Annotated in this window: 21 protein-coding genes; 11 read left to right on the top strand and 10 right to left on the bottom strand. The window is 69.2% G+C overall.

Annotation, left to right across the window (positions count from 1 at the left end):
* From ON34_RS21245 to ON34_RS21225, 5 genes are all read left to right on the top strand, one after another.
* Positions 1–199 (top strand): serine hydrolase (locus ON34_RS21245; protein WP_040782044.1); only part of this gene is annotated, 199 nt, incomplete at its 5' end.
* Between the two features lie 9 nt (positions 200–208).
* A complete protein-coding gene (bla, locus tag ON34_RS21240) occupies positions 209–1123 on the top strand; it encodes a class A beta-lactamase (protein WP_040782041.1) in 915 nt (304 codons plus the stop codon).
* 120 nt (positions 1124–1243) lie between these two features.
* Positions 1244–1663 carry a YciI family protein gene (locus tag ON34_RS21235; RefSeq protein WP_040782038.1) on the top strand — a complete coding sequence of 140 codons (420 nt, stop codon included), beginning with the start codon at positions 1244–1246 and terminating at the stop codon, positions 1661–1663.
* Positions 1664–1678: 15 nt separating this feature from the next.
* Entirely contained in the window at positions 1679–2956 is a 1278-nt protein-coding gene (locus ON34_RS21230) for an RNA polymerase sigma factor (protein WP_040782035.1), read from the top strand.
* Positions 2957–3090: 134 nt separating this feature from the next.
* Positions 3091–3366, top strand: coding sequence for a hypothetical protein (locus ON34_RS21225; RefSeq protein ID WP_040782032.1), 276 nt, complete (start codon positions 3091–3093; stop codon positions 3364–3366).
* A 186-nt stretch (positions 3367–3552) separates the two neighbouring features.
* Here ON34_RS21225 and ON34_RS21220 read toward each other — a convergent pair whose 3' ends face one another.
* The 4 genes from ON34_RS21220 to ON34_RS21205 form a co-directional block, all read right to left on the bottom strand.
* Positions 3553–4488: a hydroxymethylglutaryl-CoA lyase gene (locus ON34_RS21220; protein WP_040782030.1), complete on the bottom strand. Its 936-nt coding sequence runs from the start codon at positions 4486–4488 to the stop codon at positions 3553–3555.
* 160 nt (positions 4489–4648) lie between these two features.
* Complete coding sequence (locus ON34_RS21215) at positions 4649–5869, bottom strand: CaiB/BaiF CoA transferase family protein (RefSeq protein ID WP_040782026.1); 1221 nt, start codon at positions 5867–5869, stop codon at positions 4649–4651.
* A 306-nt stretch (positions 5870–6175) separates the two neighbouring features.
* Positions 6176–7108, bottom strand: coding sequence for a TauD/TfdA dioxygenase family protein (locus ON34_RS21210; RefSeq protein ID WP_040782024.1), 933 nt, complete (start codon positions 7106–7108; stop codon positions 6176–6178).
* Positions 7109–7436: 328 nt separating this feature from the next.
* Entirely contained in the window at positions 7437–8207 is a 771-nt protein-coding gene (locus ON34_RS21205) for a deoxyribonuclease IV (protein ID WP_040782021.1), read from the bottom strand.
* Between the two features lie 123 nt (positions 8208–8330).
* On the opposite strand from ON34_RS21205, the gene ON34_RS21200 reads away from it, so the two are divergent.
* From ON34_RS21200 to ON34_RS38135, 3 genes are read left to right on the top strand one after another with little or no spacing between them, the layout of a single operon-like run.
* Entirely contained in the window at positions 8331–9587 is a 1257-nt protein-coding gene (locus tag ON34_RS21200; protein ID WP_083889606.1) for a serine/threonine-protein kinase, read from the top strand.
* Between the two features lie 55 nt (positions 9588–9642).
* The gene (locus ON34_RS21195; RefSeq protein ID WP_040782018.1) at positions 9643–11445 is read left to right on the top strand and encodes a serine/threonine-protein kinase; all 1803 of its coding nucleotides are present in this window, start codon (positions 9643–9645) and stop codon (positions 11443–11445) included.
* A gap of 3 nt (positions 11446–11448) precedes the next feature.
* Positions 11449–13074 carry a serine/threonine-protein kinase gene (locus tag ON34_RS38135; protein WP_040782014.1) on the top strand — a complete coding sequence of 542 codons (1626 nt, stop codon included), beginning with the start codon at positions 11449–11451 and terminating at the stop codon, positions 13072–13074.
* A gap of 6 nt (positions 13075–13080) precedes the next feature.
* Here ON34_RS38135 and ON34_RS21185 read toward each other — a convergent pair whose 3' ends face one another.
* Both ON34_RS21185 and ON34_RS21180 read right to left on the bottom strand, forming a co-directional pair.
* On the bottom strand, positions 13081–13914 hold the full coding sequence (locus ON34_RS21185) for a GNAT family N-acetyltransferase (RefSeq protein ID WP_040782051.1): 834 nt from the start codon (positions 13912–13914) through the stop codon (positions 13081–13083).
* 77 nt (positions 13915–13991) lie between these two features.
* On the bottom strand, positions 13992–14216 hold the full coding sequence (locus tag ON34_RS21180; protein ID WP_157172365.1) for a hypothetical protein: 225 nt from the start codon (positions 14214–14216) through the stop codon (positions 13992–13994).
* Positions 14217–14562: 346 nt separating this feature from the next.
* On the opposite strand from ON34_RS21180, the gene ON34_RS33700 reads away from it, so the two are divergent.
* Complete coding sequence (locus ON34_RS33700) at positions 14563–14991, top strand: hypothetical protein (RefSeq protein WP_051022935.1); 429 nt, start codon at positions 14563–14565, stop codon at positions 14989–14991.
* Positions 14992–15031: 40 nt separating this feature from the next.
* On the opposite strand, the gene ON34_RS21170 is transcribed toward ON34_RS33700, so the two are convergent.
* Positions 15032–16156 (bottom strand): acyl-CoA dehydrogenase family protein, encoded by a 1125-nt coding sequence (locus ON34_RS21170; RefSeq protein WP_040782008.1) that lies wholly within the window; start codon positions 16154–16156, stop codon positions 15032–15034.
* A gap of 9 nt (positions 16157–16165) precedes the next feature.
* Positions 16166–17338, bottom strand: coding sequence for an acyl-CoA dehydrogenase family protein (locus ON34_RS21165; RefSeq protein WP_040782005.1), 1173 nt, complete (start codon positions 17336–17338; stop codon positions 16166–16168).
* Positions 17339–17810: 472 nt separating this feature from the next.
* Between ON34_RS21165 and ON34_RS21160 the strand changes: the two genes are divergently transcribed.
* On the top strand, positions 17811–18503 hold the full coding sequence (locus ON34_RS21160; RefSeq protein ID WP_040782002.1) for a hypothetical protein: 693 nt from the start codon (positions 17811–17813) through the stop codon (positions 18501–18503).
* Between the two features lie 223 nt (positions 18504–18726).
* Here the strand turns inward: ON34_RS21160 and ON34_RS21155 are convergent, their stop codons facing one another.
* Positions 18727–19872: an epoxide hydrolase family protein gene (locus tag ON34_RS21155; RefSeq protein ID WP_040781999.1), complete on the bottom strand. Its 1146-nt coding sequence runs from the start codon at positions 19870–19872 to the stop codon at positions 18727–18729.
* A gap of 97 nt (positions 19873–19969) precedes the next feature.
* Between ON34_RS21155 and ON34_RS21150 the strand changes: the two genes are divergently transcribed.
* Positions 19970–20965: a helix-turn-helix transcriptional regulator gene (locus ON34_RS21150; protein WP_040781996.1), complete on the top strand. Its 996-nt coding sequence runs from the start codon at positions 19970–19972 to the stop codon at positions 20963–20965.
* Positions 20966–21133: 168 nt separating this feature from the next.
* Here ON34_RS21150 and ON34_RS21145 read toward each other — a convergent pair whose 3' ends face one another.
* Positions 21134–22006 carry an SDR family NAD(P)-dependent oxidoreductase gene (locus tag ON34_RS21145; RefSeq protein WP_245548119.1) on the bottom strand — a complete coding sequence of 291 codons (873 nt, stop codon included), beginning with the start codon at positions 22004–22006 and terminating at the stop codon, positions 21134–21136.
* Positions 22007–22123: the final 117 nt, after the last annotated feature.

Here is a 22123-nt window from a genome sequence, read left to right as displayed (position 1 = left end):
GCTGCCCGCAGGGTGGACCGTCGGCGACAAGACCGGCAGCCCCGCATATGGCGGAGCCCTCGACGTCGCCATCGCGTGGCCGCCCGGACGCGCCCCGCTCGTCATCGCGGTCCTGACGACGAGATTCGAGCAGAACGCCCAAGCCGACAACCCGCTTGTCGCCGAAGCCGCCCGCGCCGCCGTCGAGGCGCTCAGGTAAGGCGGGACAGTGACTTCGACGCCCATCGCTCGCCGCACACTGCTCGGCGCGGCACTACTTCTTCCGCTGGCCGGATGCGCGAGCCGCACGACGCCCCCATCCGACGCGATCGGATCGGGCACAACGACACTCGCGCCCGACTCCGACGTCCGCCTGGCCGAGTTGGAGCGGAAGTTCGACGCGCGCCTGGGGGTGTACGCCCTCGCCACCGGCACCGGTGTCACCGTCGCCTACCGAGCGGACGAGAGATTCGCGTTCTGTTCGACGTTCAAGGGATTGGCCGCCGCGGCGGTCTTGCAACGTAATCCGTTGTCGCACTTGGATACCGTCGTCAGCTATACCGAAGCCGACCTCACGAAGAACGCGGCCATCACGCCGCGGCATGTGGCCACGGGGATGACCATCGGTCAGCTGTGTGACGCCGCGATCCGCTACAGCGACGGCACCGCGGGCAATCTACTGCTCCGTGATCTCGGCGGTCCGGCCGAGCTGACCGCGTATGTCCGCGGTCTCGGCGACACGGTGACCCGGATGGACCGGATCGAGCCGCTGATCACCGAGGCCACTCCGGGCGACCCGCGAGACACGTCGTCTCCCCGGGCATTGGGCACCGACTACCACAAGATCGTGCTGGGCGACGCCCTGGCGGACGAGAAGCGCGCCTTCCTCCGAGATCTCCTGGAGCGCAACGCCACGCGTGCGGGTGCTCGACGAATCCGGGCCGGGATCCCGCAGGGCTGGACCGTCGCCGACAAGACCGGGACCGGTGACTACGGGACTGTGAACGACATCGCCATCGTGTGGCCTCCAGGTTCCGCTCCGCTGGTCATCGCGATCATGTCCAGCAAAAACGACCGGGATGCCGCATACGACGAGGCCCTCCTCGCGGAGGCCGCCGCATATGTGGTGGACAGTCTCACCTGACCAGGGCATCCGCCAGGTCGGAAAAATTGATCAGCGGTTGTGTCGATCTCCGGCATTCCCCGTTCGACCTAGGGATGAGAGGGTCCGAGAGACGGACCCGGATCATCCGAGGAGACAACCATGAAGTACATGCTGATCTGGCGCGCGACCGACGAGGCCCTCGCGGGGATGGCGAATGCCGACTTCACCGAGATGCTCGAGACCGTCGGCAAGTACAACGACGAGATGATCCGGGCCGGGGTGCTGGTCGCCGCGGAAGGTCTCGACGACGCCGCCGACGGCGTGGTCGTCGACTACTCCTCCGAGCCGCCCGTGGTCACCGATGGACCGTACGGCGAGACCAAGGAGCTGTTCGGCGGGTTCTACATCCTCAACGTGGCCTCGAAGGAGGAGGCGATCGAGTGGGCCAAGCGGGCGCCGATCACCGGGCCCGGCTTCAAGACCGAAATCCGCCGGGTCACCACCATCGACGAATTCCCGCAGGACAACGAGTGGGTCCAGAAGGAGCGGGCATGGCGCGAAGCCACCGGTCAACTGTGAACGGACCGACCCGCGATGGCCGATCCCACCGGCCGTGAGGCCGTCGCCGCCGTCTGGCGGATCGACTCGGCACGGATCGTCGGTGCGCTCGCGCGGTACACCGGCGACTTCGCGCTGGCCGAGGACCTCGCCCAGGAGGCGCTCGCCGAAGCGCTGGTGACCTGGCCCCGCGAGGGCGTGCCGCGCAACCCGGCGGGGTGGTTGCTCACCGTCGGCCGACGTCGCGCGATAGACGCGTTCCGCCGACGCTCGGCCCTCGACGAGAGGTACGCCGCCCTCGCCCGCGACTTGGGCGAGGGCGGCGCCGTCGCGGGGAGCGTGCCCGCGGATCCGGAGCAGGACGTGCTGTGGGATCCGGATCAGATCGACGACGACGTGCTCGCGTTGATGTTCATCTCCTGCCACCCCGTGCTGTCGCGCGAGGCGAGGGTAGCGCTCACCCTGCGCGTGGTCGGCGGTTTGACCAGCGACGAGATCGCGAAGGCGTTTCTCGTCCCGACCGCGACCGTGCAGGCCAGGATCACCCGGGCGAAGAAGACCCTGGCGGCAGCGCGGGTGCCGTTCGAGGTGCCGTCGGCTCAGCAGCGGGCCGAGCGGCTCGGCTCGGTGCTCAGCGTGGTCTACCTGATCTTCACCGAAGGGTCCTCGGCCAGCTCCGGTGACGATCTGCTCCGGCTCGACCTGGCGAGCGAGGCACAGCGTCTGGCGCGGGTGCTGGCCCGGCTGATGCCGAACGAGCCGGAAGTTTACGGATTGCTGGCGCTGCTCGAGCTGACCGCGGCGCGCTTCCCCGCCCGCACCGCGCCCGACGGCCATCCGGTGCTGCTCGAACACCAAGACCGCCGCCGCTGGGACCGCGCCGCTATCCGCCGGGGCCGAGCGGCGCTGACCCGCGCGGAGGAGGTCGGCCGAGGCTTGGGCGCCTACGGCTTGCAGGCCGCGATCGCCGAATGCCATGCCGCCGCCGCGTCATTCGATGCGACGAACTGGGAGCGCATCGTGCTGCTCTACGAGGCGCTCGGCCGGCTCGCGCCGTCACCGGTGGTCGACCTCAACCGGGCGGTCGCCGTCTCGATGGCGCGGGGACCGGCCGCGGCGCTGCCGATCGTGGACCACCTGAAGGCCACCGGGGCACTGGCGAACTCCCACCTGCTGCCGATGGTTCGCGGGGAGTTGCTCACCCGGCTGGGCCGCACCGACGAGGCGCGGACCGAACTGGAACTCGCCGCGCGGCTGTGCCGCAACCAGCGCGAGCGCGCCGTGCTGCAACGTAAGCTCGCCGACCTCGGCTGACGGTCCTCCTCCACAGCGCTTGTGCCATGGAAGTCAGCGGCGAGTCGAGTGAGTCGAATGGGTAGCCGCAGGTACGTTGACCCGGACACAGTGTTTGCTCATGAATTGCCCCACATGACAAGAGAGGACAGGGAATGAAGCGTGTCGCATCCATCGTGACGGCGGTCGCCGGTGCGGTCTGTGCTGCCGTGCTCGCGGCGGCTCCGGCGTCGGCGGCGATTCCGTCCGGGGTGTTCTGCGCGGGAATGACGTGCGTGAACTCGACCTCCGTACCGCAGGTGGTGAGCGGAACGGCGGTGTGTGCCACCGGGCACACCGTGCCGATCAATGCGCTGATCCTGCCGCTCGGCGTCCACGTCGTCGGTTTCGTGTGCCCGAACGGCGCGCCGCCGATGGGCATCAGCTTCTGACTTGGCAGGCACATCTACGTTCAACGGGATCGGCATAACACCGCTACACCGGACCTGTTTGCGAGATCGGCCGCAGCCCTAGCACACGTCACCGAGCGATGTCCGCTCCCCCTCGGGCGCGGGCATCCTCGATGTCCGGGGCGTATTCGTCGTTGGGAAGCGACCACGCCTCCAGGACTTCCGCGCCTACTGCCGACTGGCACGCTGACTGTCGACGACCCATTCGAAGGCAGAGGCTTTCGAGCGGGCGCCTTCGGCGGCGCGGGAGCGGTTGGGTTCGCCGAGTTCGGCGAGCAGGTCCTCGGACATTTCCACCAACTCGGCCAGTGTTGCCGGGGTGAACCATGGTGGTCTGGTCGCGAACAGGATGTCCTCGGAAGCGGTGTTGCCGCTCGCGCCCGGCGCGAAGGGGCAACCGCCGAGTCCGCCGAGTGCGCCGTCGACCATGTCCGCGCCCGCCGTGATGGCGGCGAGGGTGTTGGCCACGCCCATCCCCCAGGTGTCGTGGCCGTGAAAGACGATGCGGCGCTGCGGTGTTCGATTTCGTACCGCGGCGACCAACGCAGCCACCTGACCCGGATGCGCCTGCCCGAGTGTGTCGGCGAGGACGATGTCGTCCGCGCCTTCGGTGCGCGGATCGCAGGCGATGGCGAGCACCCGCTCCGGGTCGATCGGGCCGTCGAACGGGCAGGTGAAGGACGTCGCCAGGCACAGCTGGATCGACCCGCCCGCCTCGCGGGCCAAGCGCACCGCGTCCGGCATGGCGGCGATGCTGGCCTCGGTGTCGCGCCCGATATTCGCCCGATTGTGCGCGTCCGAGACCGAGAAGCAGTACTGGAAGTTGCGCACGCCCGCCGCGGCGGCCTTCTCGACATGCCGCGGGGTGGCCACCCACACCCAGCAGCGGCTCAACTCCTCGGGCGTCAGCGCGGCGACCAGCTCCATCGTGTTCGCCATCGGGGGAACAAGGTCCGGGCGGGCCATCGAGCCGATCTCGAGCGCGGGCACTCCGAGCGCGAGCAGCCGCCGGACGACGTCCACCTTGCGCTGCACCGGCAGTAGCTTGCCGGTCAACTGCAAGCCGTCGCGCAGCGTGACATCCCGGAGCAGCGGCGCGGTCATCGCTGCTCCCGCGCCTGGCGGCGGCCGCACATCACACCGCCCCAAGGCTTTTCGCCCGCCCCGGTCGGATTCGGCTGCACCGTGGGCCTACTGCTGAGCGGCGAACGCAGTTCCCATGCGGCACGTCCTCGGGGACGCCTGCGGTCGTGCGGCTGTGTGCTCATCGCGCCTCCAACGCGTCTATCTCGGCGTCACTCATACCGAGTAGCCCGGACAGCACCTCGCGGGTGTGCTCGCCGAGATCGGGGCCGATGGAGCGGATGGGCAGGGACTGCTCGCCGATCACCGGGACGATGCCCGGGAAGCCGACCGTCTTCGGTTCCGGCGCACCGACATCAACGGCGAACGGCTGGATCATATTGCGCGCCTGGTACTGCTCATCGGCCACGATGTCGGCCGCCGTGTAGATCGGGCCGCACGGAATGGCCGCGGCTTCCAACAGTTTCAGCGCTTCCGCGCGGGTGTGGCGGATGGTCCACTCGCCGATGGCCGCGTCGAGACGCTCGCGGTGACGCCAGCGGCCCGCGTTGTCTTGGAGTTCCGGGTCGGCGGCCAGGTCGGGCCGGTCGATGACCTGCATGTAGCGCTGGAAGATGGCATCGCCGTTGCCGCCGATGATGATGCTGGTTCCGTCGGCGCACGGGTAGGCGTTGCTCGGCGCGATGCCCTCCATCCGGCCGCCCACGCGCTCGCGCTGGATGCCGTAGGCGAGGTAGTCCGGCACCAGCGACTCCATCACCGACAGGATCGCCTCGTTGAGCGCCACGTCGATCACCCGCTCCCGCAGCGGAGCCGGTCCGTCCGCGTCGGGGCGGCGCTCCCGCTGGAACAGCGCCATCACGGTTCCGAACGCGGCGTAGATACCGGCGATGGAATCGCCGATCGAGACGCCGGTGCGTACCGGCGGACGATCCGGGTCGCCCACCAGCTCACGCAGGCCGCCGACCGCCTCGGCGACCGCGGCGAATCCGGGCCGCGCCGACATCGGCCCGGTCTGCCCGTACGCGGAGATCCTGGTGATCACCAGATCCGGATTCGCCTCGTTCAGCACTTCCGGGCCCAGACCCCACTTCTCCAGCATGCCGGGCCGGAAATTCTCCAGCAGCACATCGCAGCGCCGGATCAGATCCAGCACGACGCCGCGCCCCGCTTCGGTGCGCAGATCCAGCGTGATGGATTTCTTGTTGCGATTGATCGTCCGATAGAGCATCGACGTGTCGCCGCCGTAGAGCCGCCAGTTGCGTAGCTCGTCCCCCACCTTCGGACGCTCCACCTTGATCACCTCGGCGCCGAAATCGCCGAGGATGCGCCCGGCGGTCGGCGCGGCGATGTAGTTGCCGAGTTCCAGGACGCGCACCCCGTCCAGCGGCCTAATACTCATGGCAACCAGTGTGGACCATGCCACCATCGGCCTCTGCGCTACCCGCGCCCTCAGCGACGGCGTGGCGTGACCTCGCGTCCCGGCGTCCCCAGGCCCGGGCACGGTGGATCGGCGATCTGAACACGATGCGCTACCGGACCGGGTCCGCCGCTGCCGGACGTGCCCGCCGCCCGGCAGCGGCGTGGCTCGCCCGGATCTACCTGACCGGCGTCATGGACACCGCATGGCCCCTCAACTGTGGCGATGTGAACCACCGCCACAACCATGCGGGGTCCCCGCTCACGACTCCGCCTCGCTGGCGCTCGCTCAGGACGCGAGCAGCCGCGGGTCCTCGATGATCGAATAGTGCTCGGCGTTGCCCGCGATGCTGGTGCTCGCCACGCCGTCGACGCCGACCGGGACGTCTCCGGCCAGCGTGATGCGGGTCAGTTTGCGCGGCTGGTCGTCGTAGTCGTCGATGGCGTAGTGCTGGGTGGCGCGGTTGTCCCAGATGGCGACGTCACCGGGCGCCCAGTTCCAGCGGGCGGTGTTCTCCAGACGGGTGACCCGATCCTGGAACAACCGGAACAGCGCGTGCGACTCGGTGCTGGACAGCCCGACGAAATGCTTGACGAAGTGGCCGAGCAGCAACGCCCGCTCCCCGGTCTCCGGGTGCACCCGCACGACCGGGTGCTCGGTCTCGTAATAGGTGGACTCGAACTCGGCGCGGTAGGCGGCGGCGTTCGGACGCGGCGCCTCACCGGTGCGGGCCGAGTAGTCGTAGACGTTGGTGTGCACCGCGCGCAGGGACTCCGCGAGCCGCTGCAACGGTTCCGGCAGCGAGTCGTAGGCCGCGACGGTGGAGGCCCAGGTGGTCGCGCCGCCGTAGCTCGGCAGGTGCACCGCGCGCAGGATGGACGCCTTCGGGATGCGGTCGACGAAGGTGACGTCGGTGTGCCAGCTGTTGGCGCGGCCGTGCTCGGAGTCGATGGCCAGGCTCTTCACGCCGTGCGAGGTGACGGTCGGGTGCGGGGTGGTCGGCGTGCCGAGCAACTGGGCGAACTCGTATTGCCCGTCCTCGGTGAGGTGGTCCTGCCCGCGGAAGAAGATGACCTTGTGCTGGAGCAGGGCGCGACGGATCACGTCGACGGTGGCCGGGTCCAGGTCGCCGCCGAGCCGGACATTGTCGACCCGCGCGCCGATGCGGGCGCCGAGCCTGGTCACGGAAGCGGTGGATGGGGTGGCGGGCGCGACCGTCATGGGATCACCTTCGCTGTCGAGATCGGTTACTGCTCACCCGAGCACATCACCGAAGCCACCCCGCCGACCAGGGTTTTCGTCGCGCTGATCACAAACGGAGATCGAAGCCGACCCGAGTCTGGCCCGCACACCACAGCCGATCACTGCCGAACAATCACGTAACCGATGAAGCCCGCCCAGCCCCACCGGGTGCGAGTCTTACGAGCACCGTTCGCGGCCCGTCTCGCGTCCGAGTGACCGAAGCGCATGCGCCGCAGGCGCGAGTCTCGGTCGCTCGGATGCGAGACTTCCCGGGGCCGCGAACACGCAGCGCCGCAGGCGCTGCACATCAAGCACAGTGTTCGCGCAAGTAGGCCATATCGTCCGCGACGCCCTCGGCGGGGGTCTCCAGAATCACCGGAGCGCCCGCCGTTTTGCACACTTCGGCCAGCAATTGTGGGTCGATGGTGCCGTCGGCGAAATTGGCGTGGCGGTCGGCGCCGGAGTTGAACTCGTCGCGCGAGGAGTTCAAGTGCACCAGGTCGATCCGGCCGGTGATCGCCTTGATCCGGTCGACGACGCCGACCAGTTCCTCACCGCCCGCCCAGGCGTGGCAGGTGTCCAGGCAGAACCCGGCGCCGTAGTCGCCGACCGCGTCCCACAGCCGGGCGATGGCATCGAAATGCCTGGCCATGGCGTGGTTGCCGCCCGCGGTGTTCTCGATCAGGATCGGCACCGCGAAGCCGCCCTTGTCCTGCTGGCGCTCGAACAGCTTGCGCCAGTTGTCGATCCCGGTCTCCAACTCGGCGTCGGAGCGCACGTGTCCGCCGTGCACCACCAGGCCGAACGCACCGAGATCGGCGGCCGCCTTCGCCTGCTGCGCCACCGCGTTGCGCGAGGGCATGCGCAGCCGGTTGTTCAGGCTCGCCACGTTGATCTGGTACGAGGAGTGCACCACGACCTCGATCGGGCTCGCGAGGATCTCCTCGGTCCGCGGGTGCGGGGTGGGTTTGTCCCAGCTCTGCGGATCGACCACGAACATCTGGATGAGGTCGGCGCCGAGTTTCTCGCCGAAGCCGATCGGGTCGCTGTCGAGCCGGACATGTGCTCCAATGCGCATGCGGTCACTCTAACTACTGCCTCCGACAGCGAGCGCAGCTCGCACGCGACTGTTGCATCCCGGTGGCCCGGCGAGATACATGGATAGTGTCCGCGCGCTCGACTCGACAAGGGGGGTGTAACGGTGTTCCAGACCGGCGATGTCTTCGCGGGCTACGTCATCGAACGCGTGCTCGGCCATGGCGGCATGGGCACCGTGTATCTGGCCCGGCATCCTCGGCTGCCGCGGCTGACCGCCCTGAAGTTGCTGAAGCGCGAACTGTACGCCGACACCGACATCCGCCGCCGCTTCGAACGCGAGGCCGATCTGGTCGCGCGGCTGGATCATCCGAACATCGTCACGGTGTTCGATCGCGGCGCCGAGGACCAGCAGCTGTGGATCTCCATGCAGTACGTGCCCGGCGCGGACGCCTCCTGCGCCGACGTCGACGTGCTCGCGCCAGCCCGCGCGGTGCGGATCGCCGCCGACACCGCCGCCGCACTCGATTTCGCGCACGCCAACCAGGTGCTGCACCGCGACGTGAAACCGGCCAACATCCTGCTGGCCAAGGCGCCGATCGGGCAGCAGGAACGGGTACTGCTCACCGATTTCGGCATCGCGGGCATCCGCGGCGCCGACACCACGATCCGCTCCTCCGGCACGATCACCGCGACGCTGGCGTTCGGCGCGCCGGAACAGCTGATCGGCCAGCCGCTGGATGACCGGGCCGACCAATATTCGCTGGCCTGCACCCTGTTCTGGATGCTCACCGGCACGCCGCCGTACTCGGGCCCCAACCCGGCGGCGGTGGTGAACAGTCATCTCTACGCGCCGATCCCGGTGCTGAGCCGGGTGCGTCCCGGCCTGCCGCCCACGCTGGATTCGGTACTGGCCCGCGCCATGGCGAAGCGGCCCGCGGATCGGTTCGCCAGCTGCGCCGAGTTCGCGGCCGCGGCCGAGCACGCCATCGCCGGGCAGCGCACCGCACCGCCCGCCGCCGCGCCGCACCTCGGCGTCCACACCGACGGGCACGCGCCGACACAGCACACATCGGCACCGCAACATCCCGCGCCGCCGACACAGCACACCGCACCGCATCCCGCGCCGCGCCCAACGACGCCACCGGAACCTCCTCGGCCCGCGCCACCGCGCCCGAGCTTCCCACCGCCGCGCCGACCCGTCCATCCCGGCATGATCGAGCTGCCGAACATCCCCATGCGCCCGGGGTCAGCGGTGCGGCCGCACCAGCAACCCCCAGAACCGCGCCCGCCCCCGAGCGGGCCCGGCCGCCGTTCGCCGACCGCGTGTCGCCACGCTCGACGAGCGACAGGCGGCCGCGCGACTACTGTTAAGGTTTCGATGTTTTCCGTGGTCCGGCCCATCTCGGACCGCGCGTTCTAATGCTGTACGCCTGTTCGCCGGTGGGTCCCGGCGAGCGGCGGGAAGTGGAGCAGTCATGCTGGCCAGCGGTGACGTTTTCGCCGGCTATGTCATCGAGCGGCAACTCGGCCGCGGTGGCATGGGATCGGTCTATCTGGCGAAACATCCGCGGCTGCCGCGGATGACCGCGCTGAAGCTGCTGAATCGGGAGATGTTCTTCGACAAGGAGGTGCGGGCGCGGTTCGAACGGGAGGCGGATCTGGTCGCGCAGCTCGATCACCCGAACATCGTCACGGTCTACGACCGCGGGCTCGAGGACGAGCAACTGTGGATTTCGATGCAGTACATCGACGGCATCGACGCCGCCTCGGTGCAACCGGCGTCGCTGCCGCCCGAACGCGCCGTGCAGATCATCAAGGAGACCGCCGACGCGCTGGACTACGCGCACGGCAACGGCGTGCTGCACCGCGACGTGAAACCCGCCAACATCCTGCTGGCCCGCTCCACCGCCGGACGCGGCGAACGGGTGTACCTCACCGACTTCGGTATCGCGCGACTGCGCGACGACACCGGTCATCTCACCCAGACCGGCACCTTCACCGCGACCCTCGCCTACGCCTCGCCCGAACAGCTCACCGGCGCCGCGCTCGACCACCGCTCCGACCAGTATTCGCTGGCCTGCTCGCTGTTCTGGCTGTTCACCGGCACCGGCCCGTTCTCGGCGACCAACCCGGCCGCCGTCATCCAGGGGCACCTGCAAGGCGCGCCGCCCGCGTTGAGCAGCGTCCGGCCCGGACTGCCCTACGCGCTCGACGGCGTGCTGGCCAAGGCGATGGCCAAGCGTCCCGACGACAGGTACGGCAGTTGCGCGGAGTTCGCCGCGGCTGCCAAGCAGGCGCTGACCAATCCGAGCGTGCCGTCGATGCCGGTGGTCGGCGGTCCCCGGCCGGTCACCGGTCCACCGCAGCCGACCATGGGTCCGCGCCCGACCACCGGCCCGCAGATCCCGACGACCGGCACGCCGCACCCGGTGGCGCACGTGAGCGGCCCCGGCTATCAGGTGAACGGCCCGCAGACCAGCGGACCGAATTCGCTTGCCGCGACAGCGTCGCCGATGACTCCGCCACCCGCGACGCTGGTGAACTCCCATCCGCACACCGGCCCCGCGCCGCAGCCCACGGCCGCCAATCCCTACACCCAGCAACCCGGTTTCCCGGGCTTCGCGGCTCCGCCGCACGGCGCGCGCATGCATCCCTCGGCCGGACCGCCGGGCAAGAAGAACACCGGTCTGATCGTCGGCATCGCGGTGGGTGTCGTGGTGCTCATCGTGGTGGCGCTCGGCATCATCGGGGCGGTCTCGAATTCGGGCTCGAGCAATGCCGGTTCGACGACCACTACGGCTGTCAAGCCGAACATCGTCGATCCGACCCCGGAAGCGGTCAGCGCGGAGTTCCCGCGGATGGTGCCCGCCTCCCAGAGTGAGGAGATCGGCTACAACGGCGCCGAGTGCTGGCTGGCCTCACCGAGTTCGCCGCCGTCACCGTCCAAAGGCGAGCCGGATTTCGGCGACTGGGCTGTGCAATGGCGCTGCTTCAAGGGCGGCAACAACGACGATCCGTACTACCGGATCTACGCCTACAAAACACCCGCCGACGTGCAGACGGTGCTGAAGGGCCTGCCGTCGCAGGCCGCCAAGTCCACCGACACCAATGGCGGGAAGTCCTACACCAACTACAAATACACCGATGACGGCGCCAAGATGGTCACCGCGTTCACCGGCGACCCGGATCGCGCCCAGTTCCTGATGTACACCGACGGCTTCAGCTTCACGACGATCGACGAGCTGCTGCGCTGGTGGCGCTCGGCTCCGCTGAACTGACCCATGCTGCACACCGGTGAGGTCTTCGCCGGGTACACGATCGAACGCCTGCTCGGCCGCGGCGGGATGGGCTCGGTGTACCTGGCGCGGCATCCGCGGCTGCCCCGGCTGACGGCGATGAAGCTGTTGAACCCGGAGCTCTTCCACGACACGGAGATCCGCGCCCGCTTCGAGCGGGAAGCGGATCTCGTCGCGCGGCTGGACCACCCGAACATCGTCACGGTGTTCGACCGCGGCGTCGAGGGCGAGCGGCTGTGGATCTGCATGCGCTTCATCGACGGCACCGATGCCGCCGCGGTGGACGCGTGGACGCTCCCGCCGCACCGGGCGGTGCAGATCATCGCCGAGACGGCCAAGGCGCTGGACTTCGCGCACGCCCGCGGCGTGCTGCACCGCGACGTGAAACCGGCGAACATCCTGCTGGAACGCGCCGAGGGCGGGTCGGAGCGCGTGTACCTCACCGACTTCGGCATCGCTCGGTTCCGGGACGACACCGGGCGGCTCACCCAGACCGGCACCTTCACCGCCACCCTGGCCTACGCGGCGCCGGAGCAGTTGTCCGGGGCGGTGCTGGATCACCGGGCGGATCAGTATTCCCTGGCCTGCACGCTGTTCCGGCTGCTGACCGGCACGGTGCCGTTCGACGCCACCAATCCGGTGGCGGTGATCCAGGGACATCTCAGCGCACCGCCGCCGCCGGTCAGCAGGCTGCGTCCGGGACTGCCCGCGGCGCTGGACGCGGTGCTGGCCAAGGCCATGGCCAAGCATCCGGCCGACCGCTTCGACTCCTGTACCGAATTCGCCGCCGCGGCATGGCAGGCGCTGACGGCGCCCGCGTCGTGGCAGCCGCCGCCTCCGCCGAATCCCCCTGTCCTCCAGATCGATCCCTCGGCGGGGCGGCGGGAGGCACGCGCCTATCTCGGCCCGGTGCGCCGGTCCCGCTGGCATGCCTCGGTGGGTGGGTGGCTCGGCCTGCTGCTGGTGCTCGGCCTGATCGGCCTCATCGTCAAGGCGACGCTCGACGACACCGGGTCCTCCGGTTCCACCACACCCACCACGACGGTGCGCGCCCAGAACATCGTGCCCTCGCCCAGCGGACGTCCGGCCACAACCATCCCGGCCACAAGCGTCGCGGCCACCACCGATCGCGCCACGATCGGCGCCCGCGCCACGGAGCTGAGCGCCGCCTTCCCGGACATGCTGCCCACGACCACGCCGGACACCTTGGTGCACGCCGGAACCGGATACAACAAGGCGGGCTGCTTCGCCCACGAACCGGGTGAGGCGACTCCCGACCACGACGACCCGGATCTGGGCGCGTGGGTACTGATGTGGAGCTGCTTCGGCGGACCGAACAAGGCGGCCTTCGACTTCTACCTCTACGGCTCCCACGCCGACGCGCAGGCCGTGCTGGACGCGTTGCCCGCCAACGACCGCGCGGCCGCCACCAACAACAGCGGCCACACCTACACGAACTACACCCTGCACGGCAGTCGCAACCTGCGCCCGCGAATGGTCACCGCGTTTCCCGGCGACGCGCGCCGGGCGGCCATGCTGATGTACAGCACCGGCTTCATCGCCACCGAGGCCGAGTTCATGAACTGGTGGAACGCGGCTCCGCTGAACTGAGCGTTCCTAATCGAAGACGTAGTGGGCGAAGTCGTGGGTCGGGTGGAAGCCGATCGTGCGGTAGATCCGGGTGGCCGTGGCGTTGGCCGTGTCGGCGAACAGGCAGACGTCCAGGCCCTCGCCGCGGAGCAGCTTCGCCACGTGCGCGGTCACCGCGCTGGCATAGCCGTGCCCGCGTGCGGCGGGCGGCGTGTAGACCGGTCCGATCCGCGACCAGCCGTGGATCGGGATCTGATGCGCGGCAAGACTCACCGGCTCGCCGTCCCGCTCCCACAGCCACCAGCGGCCCGCCAGGACGCGGCGCCGGATCGCGGCCTCGTCCAGTGCGGGCGAGAGCTCCTCGGATTCGTCGCTCATGGCGGCCAGCCATTGCGCGCACAACGCGATGTCGGATTCCATCGCCGGGCGCGGGTTTCCGGCGACGTCCGGAATCCGTAGGGCGCCGAGCCGGTGCAGCCTGGTGGCGTAGGACTGGTGAAATCCCGTGCCGAACAGAGCACACCAGTGCTGGGCGAAGGCGGTCGCGTCACCGACGATCCCCTCGACACCCGCGCTCTCGGGAACCACGTCGGCCAGCGCCCTGGCCACCGCGGCAACGCTGTCGGGTGGTAGCTCACCGAGGTACACGTCCCGACGCCCCACCCGCATGGCGGCGCCGATCACCGAAGCGTCGTCGTCGTGGACCGAGAGGAATCGCGACGGCTCCGCCGAGGCATCGATGCCCGTGACGTGATTGGCGACGCTGGTGGTGATCACGGTATGGCGCAACGGATCACGCAGCAGGAACGACTCGGCGCGCGAGCGGAACTCGGTGGCGTCGGTGGTGATCTCGATCCTCATGCAGATCACGGTAGGCGCCTAAAGTGTTGCGCACCCTGGTTTTTCGCACCAGCACGCTCGGCGGCGGGCCGGACCGGTCAGTCGGCTTCGCCACCACCCGCACGGAGCTTGAGCAGGACAAGACCCGCGGTGCACGCGAGAATGAGTCCGGCCACGGTGATTTCGACGTGCAGGCCCGCGATGCCGAGCACCGCCCCGACGAGTCCGCCGATGAAGATCAGCCACGCCAGCGTCCGCGACAGAATCGTGGACAGCGTGCGCGCCTGCTGATTCGACGCCAGATGCTGCGCAGTTGCCGACACCGCATCTTCCGCGGCGCGGGATGAACCACGCCGGGACGCTGTCGAGTAAGCTCCCATCATCTACTCCTCGATGACGCCGGTCAGAGAACCACTCTCACGTTCTCACACAACGTGTCTCTCAGCCCGATACCGGCGTCTCACGCGTAACTTTGCTCACACACGCTACGACTCCGGGACGCCGGAGGATAGCGACACGTGCCCGCGACACGCCGACGAGACCAATTCGATATCTGAATTATCAGCGTTTAAGGCGCTTGCGGGCGCATACCCAGCGACCGCTCACCTCGCTCGACCAATCGGCCTCGAGTAAGGTGGGGCCACTCGAAACACACGAGGAGTGTCACCGATGGAGAGCAGCAGGGCCAAGATCGCCGGTCCGGCGATCGCCGCGGGAGCGGTTTCCATCGGACTCGTCCTGATCGGCGCGTGCGGGGTCGGCAAACACGACACCTACGTCCCGCCACCGCCGCTGAAGGCGGGTCAGCATGCCGAGCCGGTCGTCCGGGAGGACACCACCGGCCCGACGACCCCGAGGGTGATCATCCCGCCCTCGCCGACCTGGAAGGTCGCGCCGTACAACCAGCAGCGCGCAACACCGTTCGCGGGTTTCATCACCAGCACCTCGGCCGACCCCTCCGGCCGAGTCGACGACCCCGCGCACGCCGCGCCGCCGGAGGACACGCGGCCGCCCACCACCACGCGCGCGGCCGAACCGTCCGACGAGCCGACCGCACCGCAGCGCAGAACCACCACCGCGCGAGACGAAGACGAGTGACCCGCGGTGGTGTGCGCGAAACGCACACCACCGCACGGTCCTACAGCTCGGGCAGCTCGTAGTCGCCGACCCGGGAGCTGAGCACCCGCAGATGCTCGAGCCCGCCGCCGAGGGTGCGCTCGATCGCGGTCAGCCGGGCCACGTAGTGGCCGACCGGGTATTCGGCGGTGACGCCGATGCCGCCGTGCATCTGGATCGCTTCCTGCCCGATGTGGCGCGCCGATCGGCCCACCTGCAAGCGCGCCCGTGAGGCGATCACCGGGTCGTCGGCGCCGTCGGCCAGCGACGCGGTGGCGTACAGGCTCATGCTGCGGGCCAGCTCCAGCGACACGTACATGTTCGCCGCGCGCTGGGTGAGCGTCTGGAACTTCGACAGCGTGACACCGAACTGCTTGCGCTGCTTGAGGTAGTCGGTGGTGAGCCGCAGCGCCTCTTCCATCGCGCCGACCGACTCCGCGCAGAGGCTCGCCTGCGCGTAGGTGAGCACGGAGGCGATCACCTCGGCCGCGTCGCCCTCGCCGAGCCGCTCGGCGGGCGTGTCGGTCAGTTCCAGCTGCGCGCCGCGCTGGCCGTCCACCGTGCGGTAGGACTTGCGGACCACGCCCGCCGCGTCCGGCGCGACCAGGAACAGCCCCACCCCACCGTCCGGCAAAACCGCGCTGACCACCAGCTCGTCGGCGCTGTCACCATGCGGAACGGGGTTCTTGACACCGGTCAGCGTGTACGAATCACCGTTCGCGGCAGCGGTGGTCGCCAGTTCGGTGGACGGCCAGCGCACCCCGGGCTCGGCGTGGGCGAAGGCGAGCAGTTTCGCGCCCGAGGCGACCTCCGGCAGGATCCGCTGCCGCTGCTCGGCGCTGCCCGCCTTGGCGATCAGCCCGCCCGGCACCAGCACCGCGTCCAGGATCGGTTCGGGCGCCAGCCTGCGGCCGACCTCCTCCAGCACGACCATCGTCTCCACCGGACCGGCGCCGACGCCGCCGTCCTCCTCCGCGAAGCTCAGCCCGAGCACGCCGAGTTCGGCGAGCTGACGCCACACGTCGCGGCTGAAGCCCAGGTCGGAATCGGTGACCTTCAGCCGAGATTCCGCGTCGTAGGTGCGTGCGAGCAGGTCGCGAACCGTGTCGCGGAGCATGACCTGTTCATCGGTGAGATCGAAATCCATGGTGACGCCTCACAATCCGAGGATCGTGGAGGCGATGATGGTGCGCTGCACCTCGCTGGAGCCTCCGTAGATGGTTGTCTTGCGGTAGTTCAGGTAGCTGGGGCCGCTGCGCTGCGCCCAGCCTGGCGAGGCGATGTCGTCCGCCTCCACCGGGATCGCGTCGGGACCAGCGATGTCCAGCAGCAGCTCGGTGGCCGCCTGCTGGAGCTCCGAGCCGCGCAGCTTCAGCACAGACGAGGCCGGATTCGGCTTGCCGTCCGAGGAGTTGGAGACCACGCGCAGCTGGGTGAGCTCCAGCGCGAGCAGTTCGTTCTCCAGTTCGGCGATCCGCGCGGCGAACACCGGGTCCTCCAGCAGCGTTCCGTTGCCCGACCTGGTCTGCGCCGCGTACTGCTTCGCGACGCCGAGCTTGACCTTGGTCCGGCCGACGCCGGTGATGCCGGTGCGTTCGTTGCCGAGCAGGAACTTCGCGTAGGTCCAGCCCATGTTCTCCTCGCCGACCAGCTGATCGGCGGGCACCCGGACGTTCTCGAAGAAGACCTCGTTCACCTCGTACCCGCCGTCGATCAGCTTGATCGGGCGGATGGTCACGCCGGGCGATTTCACGTCGAACAGCAGGAAGGAGATGCCCGACTGCTTCTTCGCCGCGGTGGGGTCGGTGCGGACCAGGCAGAAGATCCAGTCCGCGTACTGGGCCAGCGTGGTCCAGATCTTCTGGCCGTTGACGATGTAGGAGTCACCGTCGCGGACCGCGGTGGTGCGCAGCGAGGCCAGGTCGGAGCCGGCGTCCGGCTCGGAGAAGCCCTGGCACCACCAGATGTCCAGCGCGGCGGTAGGCGGCAGGAAACGCTCCTTCAGCTCCTGGGAGCCGAAGTGGGCGATCACCGGGCCGACCATCTGCGCGTTGAACGTCAGCGGCTCCGGCACCGAGGCGAGCTGCATCTCGTCCTGCCAGATGTGGCGCTGCATCGGCGTCCAGTCCTTGCCGCCCCACTCGACGGGCCAGTTGGGCACCGCGAGGCCGTGGTCGTTGAGGATCTTGTGCGTGGTGACGATGTCGTCGCGGGTCAGCTCCCGGCCGGTGCGCACGCGCTCGCGGATGTCCTCCGGGATCTCGGTCCGATAGAACTTTCGCAGTTCGTCGCGGAAGGCGACGTCGTCGGGGGACAAGGATAGTTTCATACGTAGCTCCCTGTGTGTCTCGTACGTCCCGAGTCAAACGTACCCCGTGGCAAACGTCCACTGTCGACTGGATCACACCGACTGGCTGCGCGGGCCTGGTGCACGGGCGGCGTCCAGGGCCGCAGCCGGGACGAAATCCGCCCTCCGCCCGCGCCGGGCCGAGCGACGGCAGAGGCAGCCGCACAAAAGACGCCGCCGCACGAAGTCCGCCCGCAGACCGCGCCGAGCCGAGCGAAGGCGAGGCAGCCGCACAAAAGGCGCAGCCGGACGAAGTCCGTCCGTAGACCGCGCCGGGCCGAGCGAAGGCGAGGCAGCCGCACAAAAGGCGCAGCCGGACGAAGTCCGTCCGTAGACTGCGCCGGGCCGAGCGAAGGCGAGGCAGCCGCCTATCCCGTACGACCGGACCCGCGACCTGGTACGTTGCTGCTCGTGGGTCGGGGGCCCAGGCAGGATTCGGTATCGAGGAGAACGAGTGAACGGCAGGACCATCGCACGCGCCGCGGCGGCCGCGGCATCTCTCGGCATCGGCGCGGTTCTGACTCTCTCCGTCCCGGCGGCCGCCGAGCAGACCCCCGCGCCCGTGGACACGGGCCTGGCTCACCTGACCGAAATCGCCGGACCCGACTCGGCCGCGCGCGAAGGCGTCGCCGCACTCACCCGGTACGCCACCCTGGTCGACGCCGCCAACCTGCGTGACGTCTCCAGCGTGTTCACTCCCTTCGCCTACGCCGCGCCCACTTTCGGCTGCGGCAGCAACGGGCCGATCACCACGGTCATCGCCGCCGCGACCACCGACGGCTCGGGCAATGCCCGGGACCTGAACGTCCCGCCCGGCGCGCTGCGGTTCAGCGCCACCCCTTCGCACTCCGGCGCGCCGCTGGCCTCCGGGCTCGTCGTCGCGTGGGTCAACGTGAACACCGGCGCCAGCGGCATCACCCCGCTCGACGACGTGACCGAATACCGCTTGCCGTCGCTGTCCAAGACGGTCGACAGCGGACCGGGCACCGTGCTGGCCTCGATGTGGGGCATCATCGACTACCCGTTCGCGCACTGTGTGATGACACCCACGGTCGGCCTCTTCACCGTGCCGAACTTCCCGCCTCCCGCACCGGCACCGGCCCCGCCCGGCCCGAACGGCGCCGGACCCGCACCGGCCACTCCATAGCACTGCCAGGTCCCGGACTCCGCACACTCGCTTCACACTCCGTCACCGATGTGAGCACCCACCGTCTATGCGGGCGAGGACCGCAGTATCCGGAAGGGCTGATCGATCGCGCCTCCAGGGTCACCTCCCGAATACGACCTCGCGGACGGATTGCGACGCCCCGAAACAAAACTTCGCGGTCGCGGTGGGGTGGAAGACCGCGCCTCGGTCGTCTCCTCCGCGCTCAGCGCAGCTGCGCGAAGAACGTCCGGATGTCCGCGGCGTGCGCGTCCGGGCGTTCCATCGCGACGAAGTGGTTGCCGGTGTTGCCCTCTGGCCAGTGCACGATGGTGTTGTCCCGTTCGGCGAGCCGCCGCATCAGCGCGGAGCCGCCGCCGTAGGTGCCGGTGGGGACCAGTTTCTGGCCTTTCGGCCAGGCGAACCCGCCGTCGCCGAGGCCGTTGTACATCGGCCAGGACGACGAGGCCGCGGTGTCGGTGAACCAGTACAGGCTGATGTTGGTCAGCAGGTGGTCACGGCTGATCACGTCCTCGACGCGGTCGGCGAGCGGGGCGAACTCGGTGAACTTGTGCATCAGCCAGGCGAGCAGGCCCACCGGGGAGTCGGTCCAAGCGTGTGCGAAGGTCTGCGGGGCGTCGTGCAGCAGCACGTGGTGGTTCACGCCGGTCATCCATGTTTGCATGAGGTCCCACTCGGCGCGTTCGTCCGGGGTCATGGTGGGCACGTCGGCCTCGGTGGGCATCCCGATTCCCCCGTCGAGGTGCACGCCGATCACCCGGTCCGGCGCGGCGATGGCGAGTTCGGGAGCCACGTAGGCGCCGAGATCGCCGCCCTGTGCGCCGAAGCGCCGGTAACCGAGCCGGTCCATCAGCACCAGCCACATCTCGGCTACTTTCCCCGGTGTCATACCCGCCTCGCGCGGTCCCTCGGAGAAGGCGAAGCCAGGAACCGAAGGAACCACGACGTGGAATGCTTGCGCCGGGTCGAGACCGTGCGCGCGCGGATCGGCCAGCAGGCCGATGGTCTCGGTGAATTCGACGAACGAGTTCGGCCAGCCGTGGGTGAGGATCAGCGGCGTGGCGTCCGGCTCCGGCGAGCGAACGTGCAGGAAATGCACGTCGAGGCCGTCGATATTCGTGATGAACTGCGGGAACTCGTTGAGTGCCGCCTCCTGCCGCCGCCAGTCGAATTGGGTCCGCCAGTACTCGGCCAGCTCGCGCAGGTAGTCGACCGGCACGCCGCGATCCCACCCGCGCCCCGGCAACTGGGCCGACCACCGGGTCCGGGCGAGGCGATCGTGCAGGTCATCCAGGTCGGTCTGCGGGATCGCGATGCGGAACGGGCGGATATCGGTGGACGTGCTGGTCATCGGTGCGGCTCCTTGCCGGTCGGTCCTGCGGTACAACGACGACGGTAAGGAGCATTTAGGACCATTCACGTCCTAGATTTCTGCGATTCTGAACCTCGTGAACGACACCCCCGCTCGATTGCTCCGCCTCCTGTCGCTGCTGCAGACTCCCCGCGAATGGCCGGGCAGCGAACTGGCCGAACACCTCGGCGTCACCGACCGCACGGTGCGCCGCGATATCGACCGCCTGCGCGAACTCGGCTATCCGGTGACCGCGACGCTGGGCGCGGCGGGCGGCTATCGACTGGTGGCGGGCGCGGCCATGCCGCCGCTGCTGGTCGAGGACGACGAGGCGGTGGCCATCGCGGTCGGTTTGCGCGCCGCCGCCGGGTCCGCCGTGACCGGAATCGAGGAAGCCTCGGTCCGAGCCCTGGCCAAACTGGAGCAGGTGCTGCCCGCGAAGCTGCGGCGGAGAGTGCGTGTCCTGGGCGCCGCCCTCATCCCGTCCACCGGCCACGGCCCCGCGGTGGACCCGGAAGTACTCGCCGCACTCGCCGCGACCGTGACCAACCGGGAACGTGTGCGTTTCGCCTACCGCGACGAGGCGGGCACCGAGACCCGGCGCAATGCCGAGCCCATGGGTCTGGTGCCCGCTCGGCGGCGGTGGTATCTGCTCGGTTACGACCTCGACCGCGCCGACTGGCGGGTCTATCGCGTCGACCGGATCTCCCGGCCGCAGCCCACCGCCGCGCGGTTCACCCCACGTGCGCTACCCGCCGCCGACGCTGCCGCCTACGTCATGGGACGCCGAACCGACTGGGGGACACCGGCATTCCGTCTCCGCCTGACCATCGATGCTCCGGCCGACCGCGTCGCGGGACGGCTGGGCGATGGACCCGGCGAGGTCGTCGCGGTCGACGATCACTCCTGCCGCCTCGACGCCGTCCGGGACGACTCGCCGGAATGGCTGGCACATCGACTGCTCGGGCTGGGAGCGGATTTCCAGGTACACGAGCCACCGGAACTGATCACGCACCTGCGCGCCATCGCAGACCGCGCCCAGCGCGCAGCAGTCACCACAAACGAGGGGCCGAGGTGCGGGACGCCTGTCTGATCTGCGGCAACCATCGAGGTGTCCGCCCGTTGGTTGGCGGAACCGGGCTCGTGCCGTGTGCGCTGGTGCGTCGGCCACCAGCCACAACGTCGAGCCGGGACGGCCGGTGTGCCGTCACGACTCACTGTGCGTGCGCCTCCTTCTGCCGCTGGGCGAGATAGGACTGGTTCAGTTGGCCCGGTAGCGGGAGGCGAGTTCGGGGCTCTGTCCGCTGAACACAGCGAGGTCGGCTTCGAAGACGGCGTCGAGGAGGCCGGCGTCCTCCACACCCGGGGCGCAGACGACTTCGCGGAGCTCGAGGCCGCGTAGTCCGGCGGCGACGACCTCGTCGGCGGTCATGCGGGGCACGGCGCTCAGGTCGAGGCCTTGGCGCTCGTGGAATTCGGTGGCGACGATGCCGGGGCAGAGGACCTCGACCTGGACGCCGGTGCCGTCCAGTTCGGCGTTGAGCGTCTGGGACATGGCGACGAGGTGGGCCAAGGTGCCCGCGTAGACGGCACGGCGGGGCATGACGGATCCGTCTGCGGGGCCGCTGAAGGCGATCATCCCGGCCACGTTGATGATCTTTCCTTCGCCGCGTTCCTGCATGCCGGTGACGGCGGCGCGGGCGAGCATGGTGGGAGCCACGACCTTGACGTGGACGAGTTCGCGGGCTTTGTCGGCGGGCAGTTGAGCCAGCGGCATGTAGTGGGCGACGCCGGCGTTGTTGACGAGCATGGTCAGCGGCTCTCTGGCGCAGATCTCGGCAACGGTGTCGATGCCGATGTCGGTGGACAGGTCGGCGGCGACAGTGCGGACCGTGACTTCGGGGTGGTCGGCGGCGAACTGCTCGAGACGGTCCTTGCGGCGGCCGACGATGATCAGGTCGTGGCCGTCGGCAGCGAGGCGTTCGGCGAATGCCTTGCCGATGCCGGAGGTGGCGCCGGTGACGAGGGCGAGCTTGTTCATGCGTGGTGTTCCTTTCGTGACCATGGGCAGGCCCTGGTCACCCAGCCCGATGAACCCCACGACGGGACCTGCGGGTGTTCGTGTTTCTGTCATGCCTCCACGGTCGGCTCCTAACGCGTGATCAGGCAGTAGACCCGTTTTCCTGGGAATGTCTGTACCAGGACAGGCAGCTACTTGCTCGTCACAATCAACGGCATGGCGACCACAGCG

It is taken from the genome of Nocardia pneumoniae NBRC 100136 (assembly GCF_000308755.1).
Taxonomy (GTDB): domain Bacteria; phylum Actinomycetota; class Actinomycetes; order Mycobacteriales; family Mycobacteriaceae; genus Nocardia; species Nocardia pneumoniae.
This window is presented reverse-complemented; position numbering and strand designations above follow the sequence as displayed.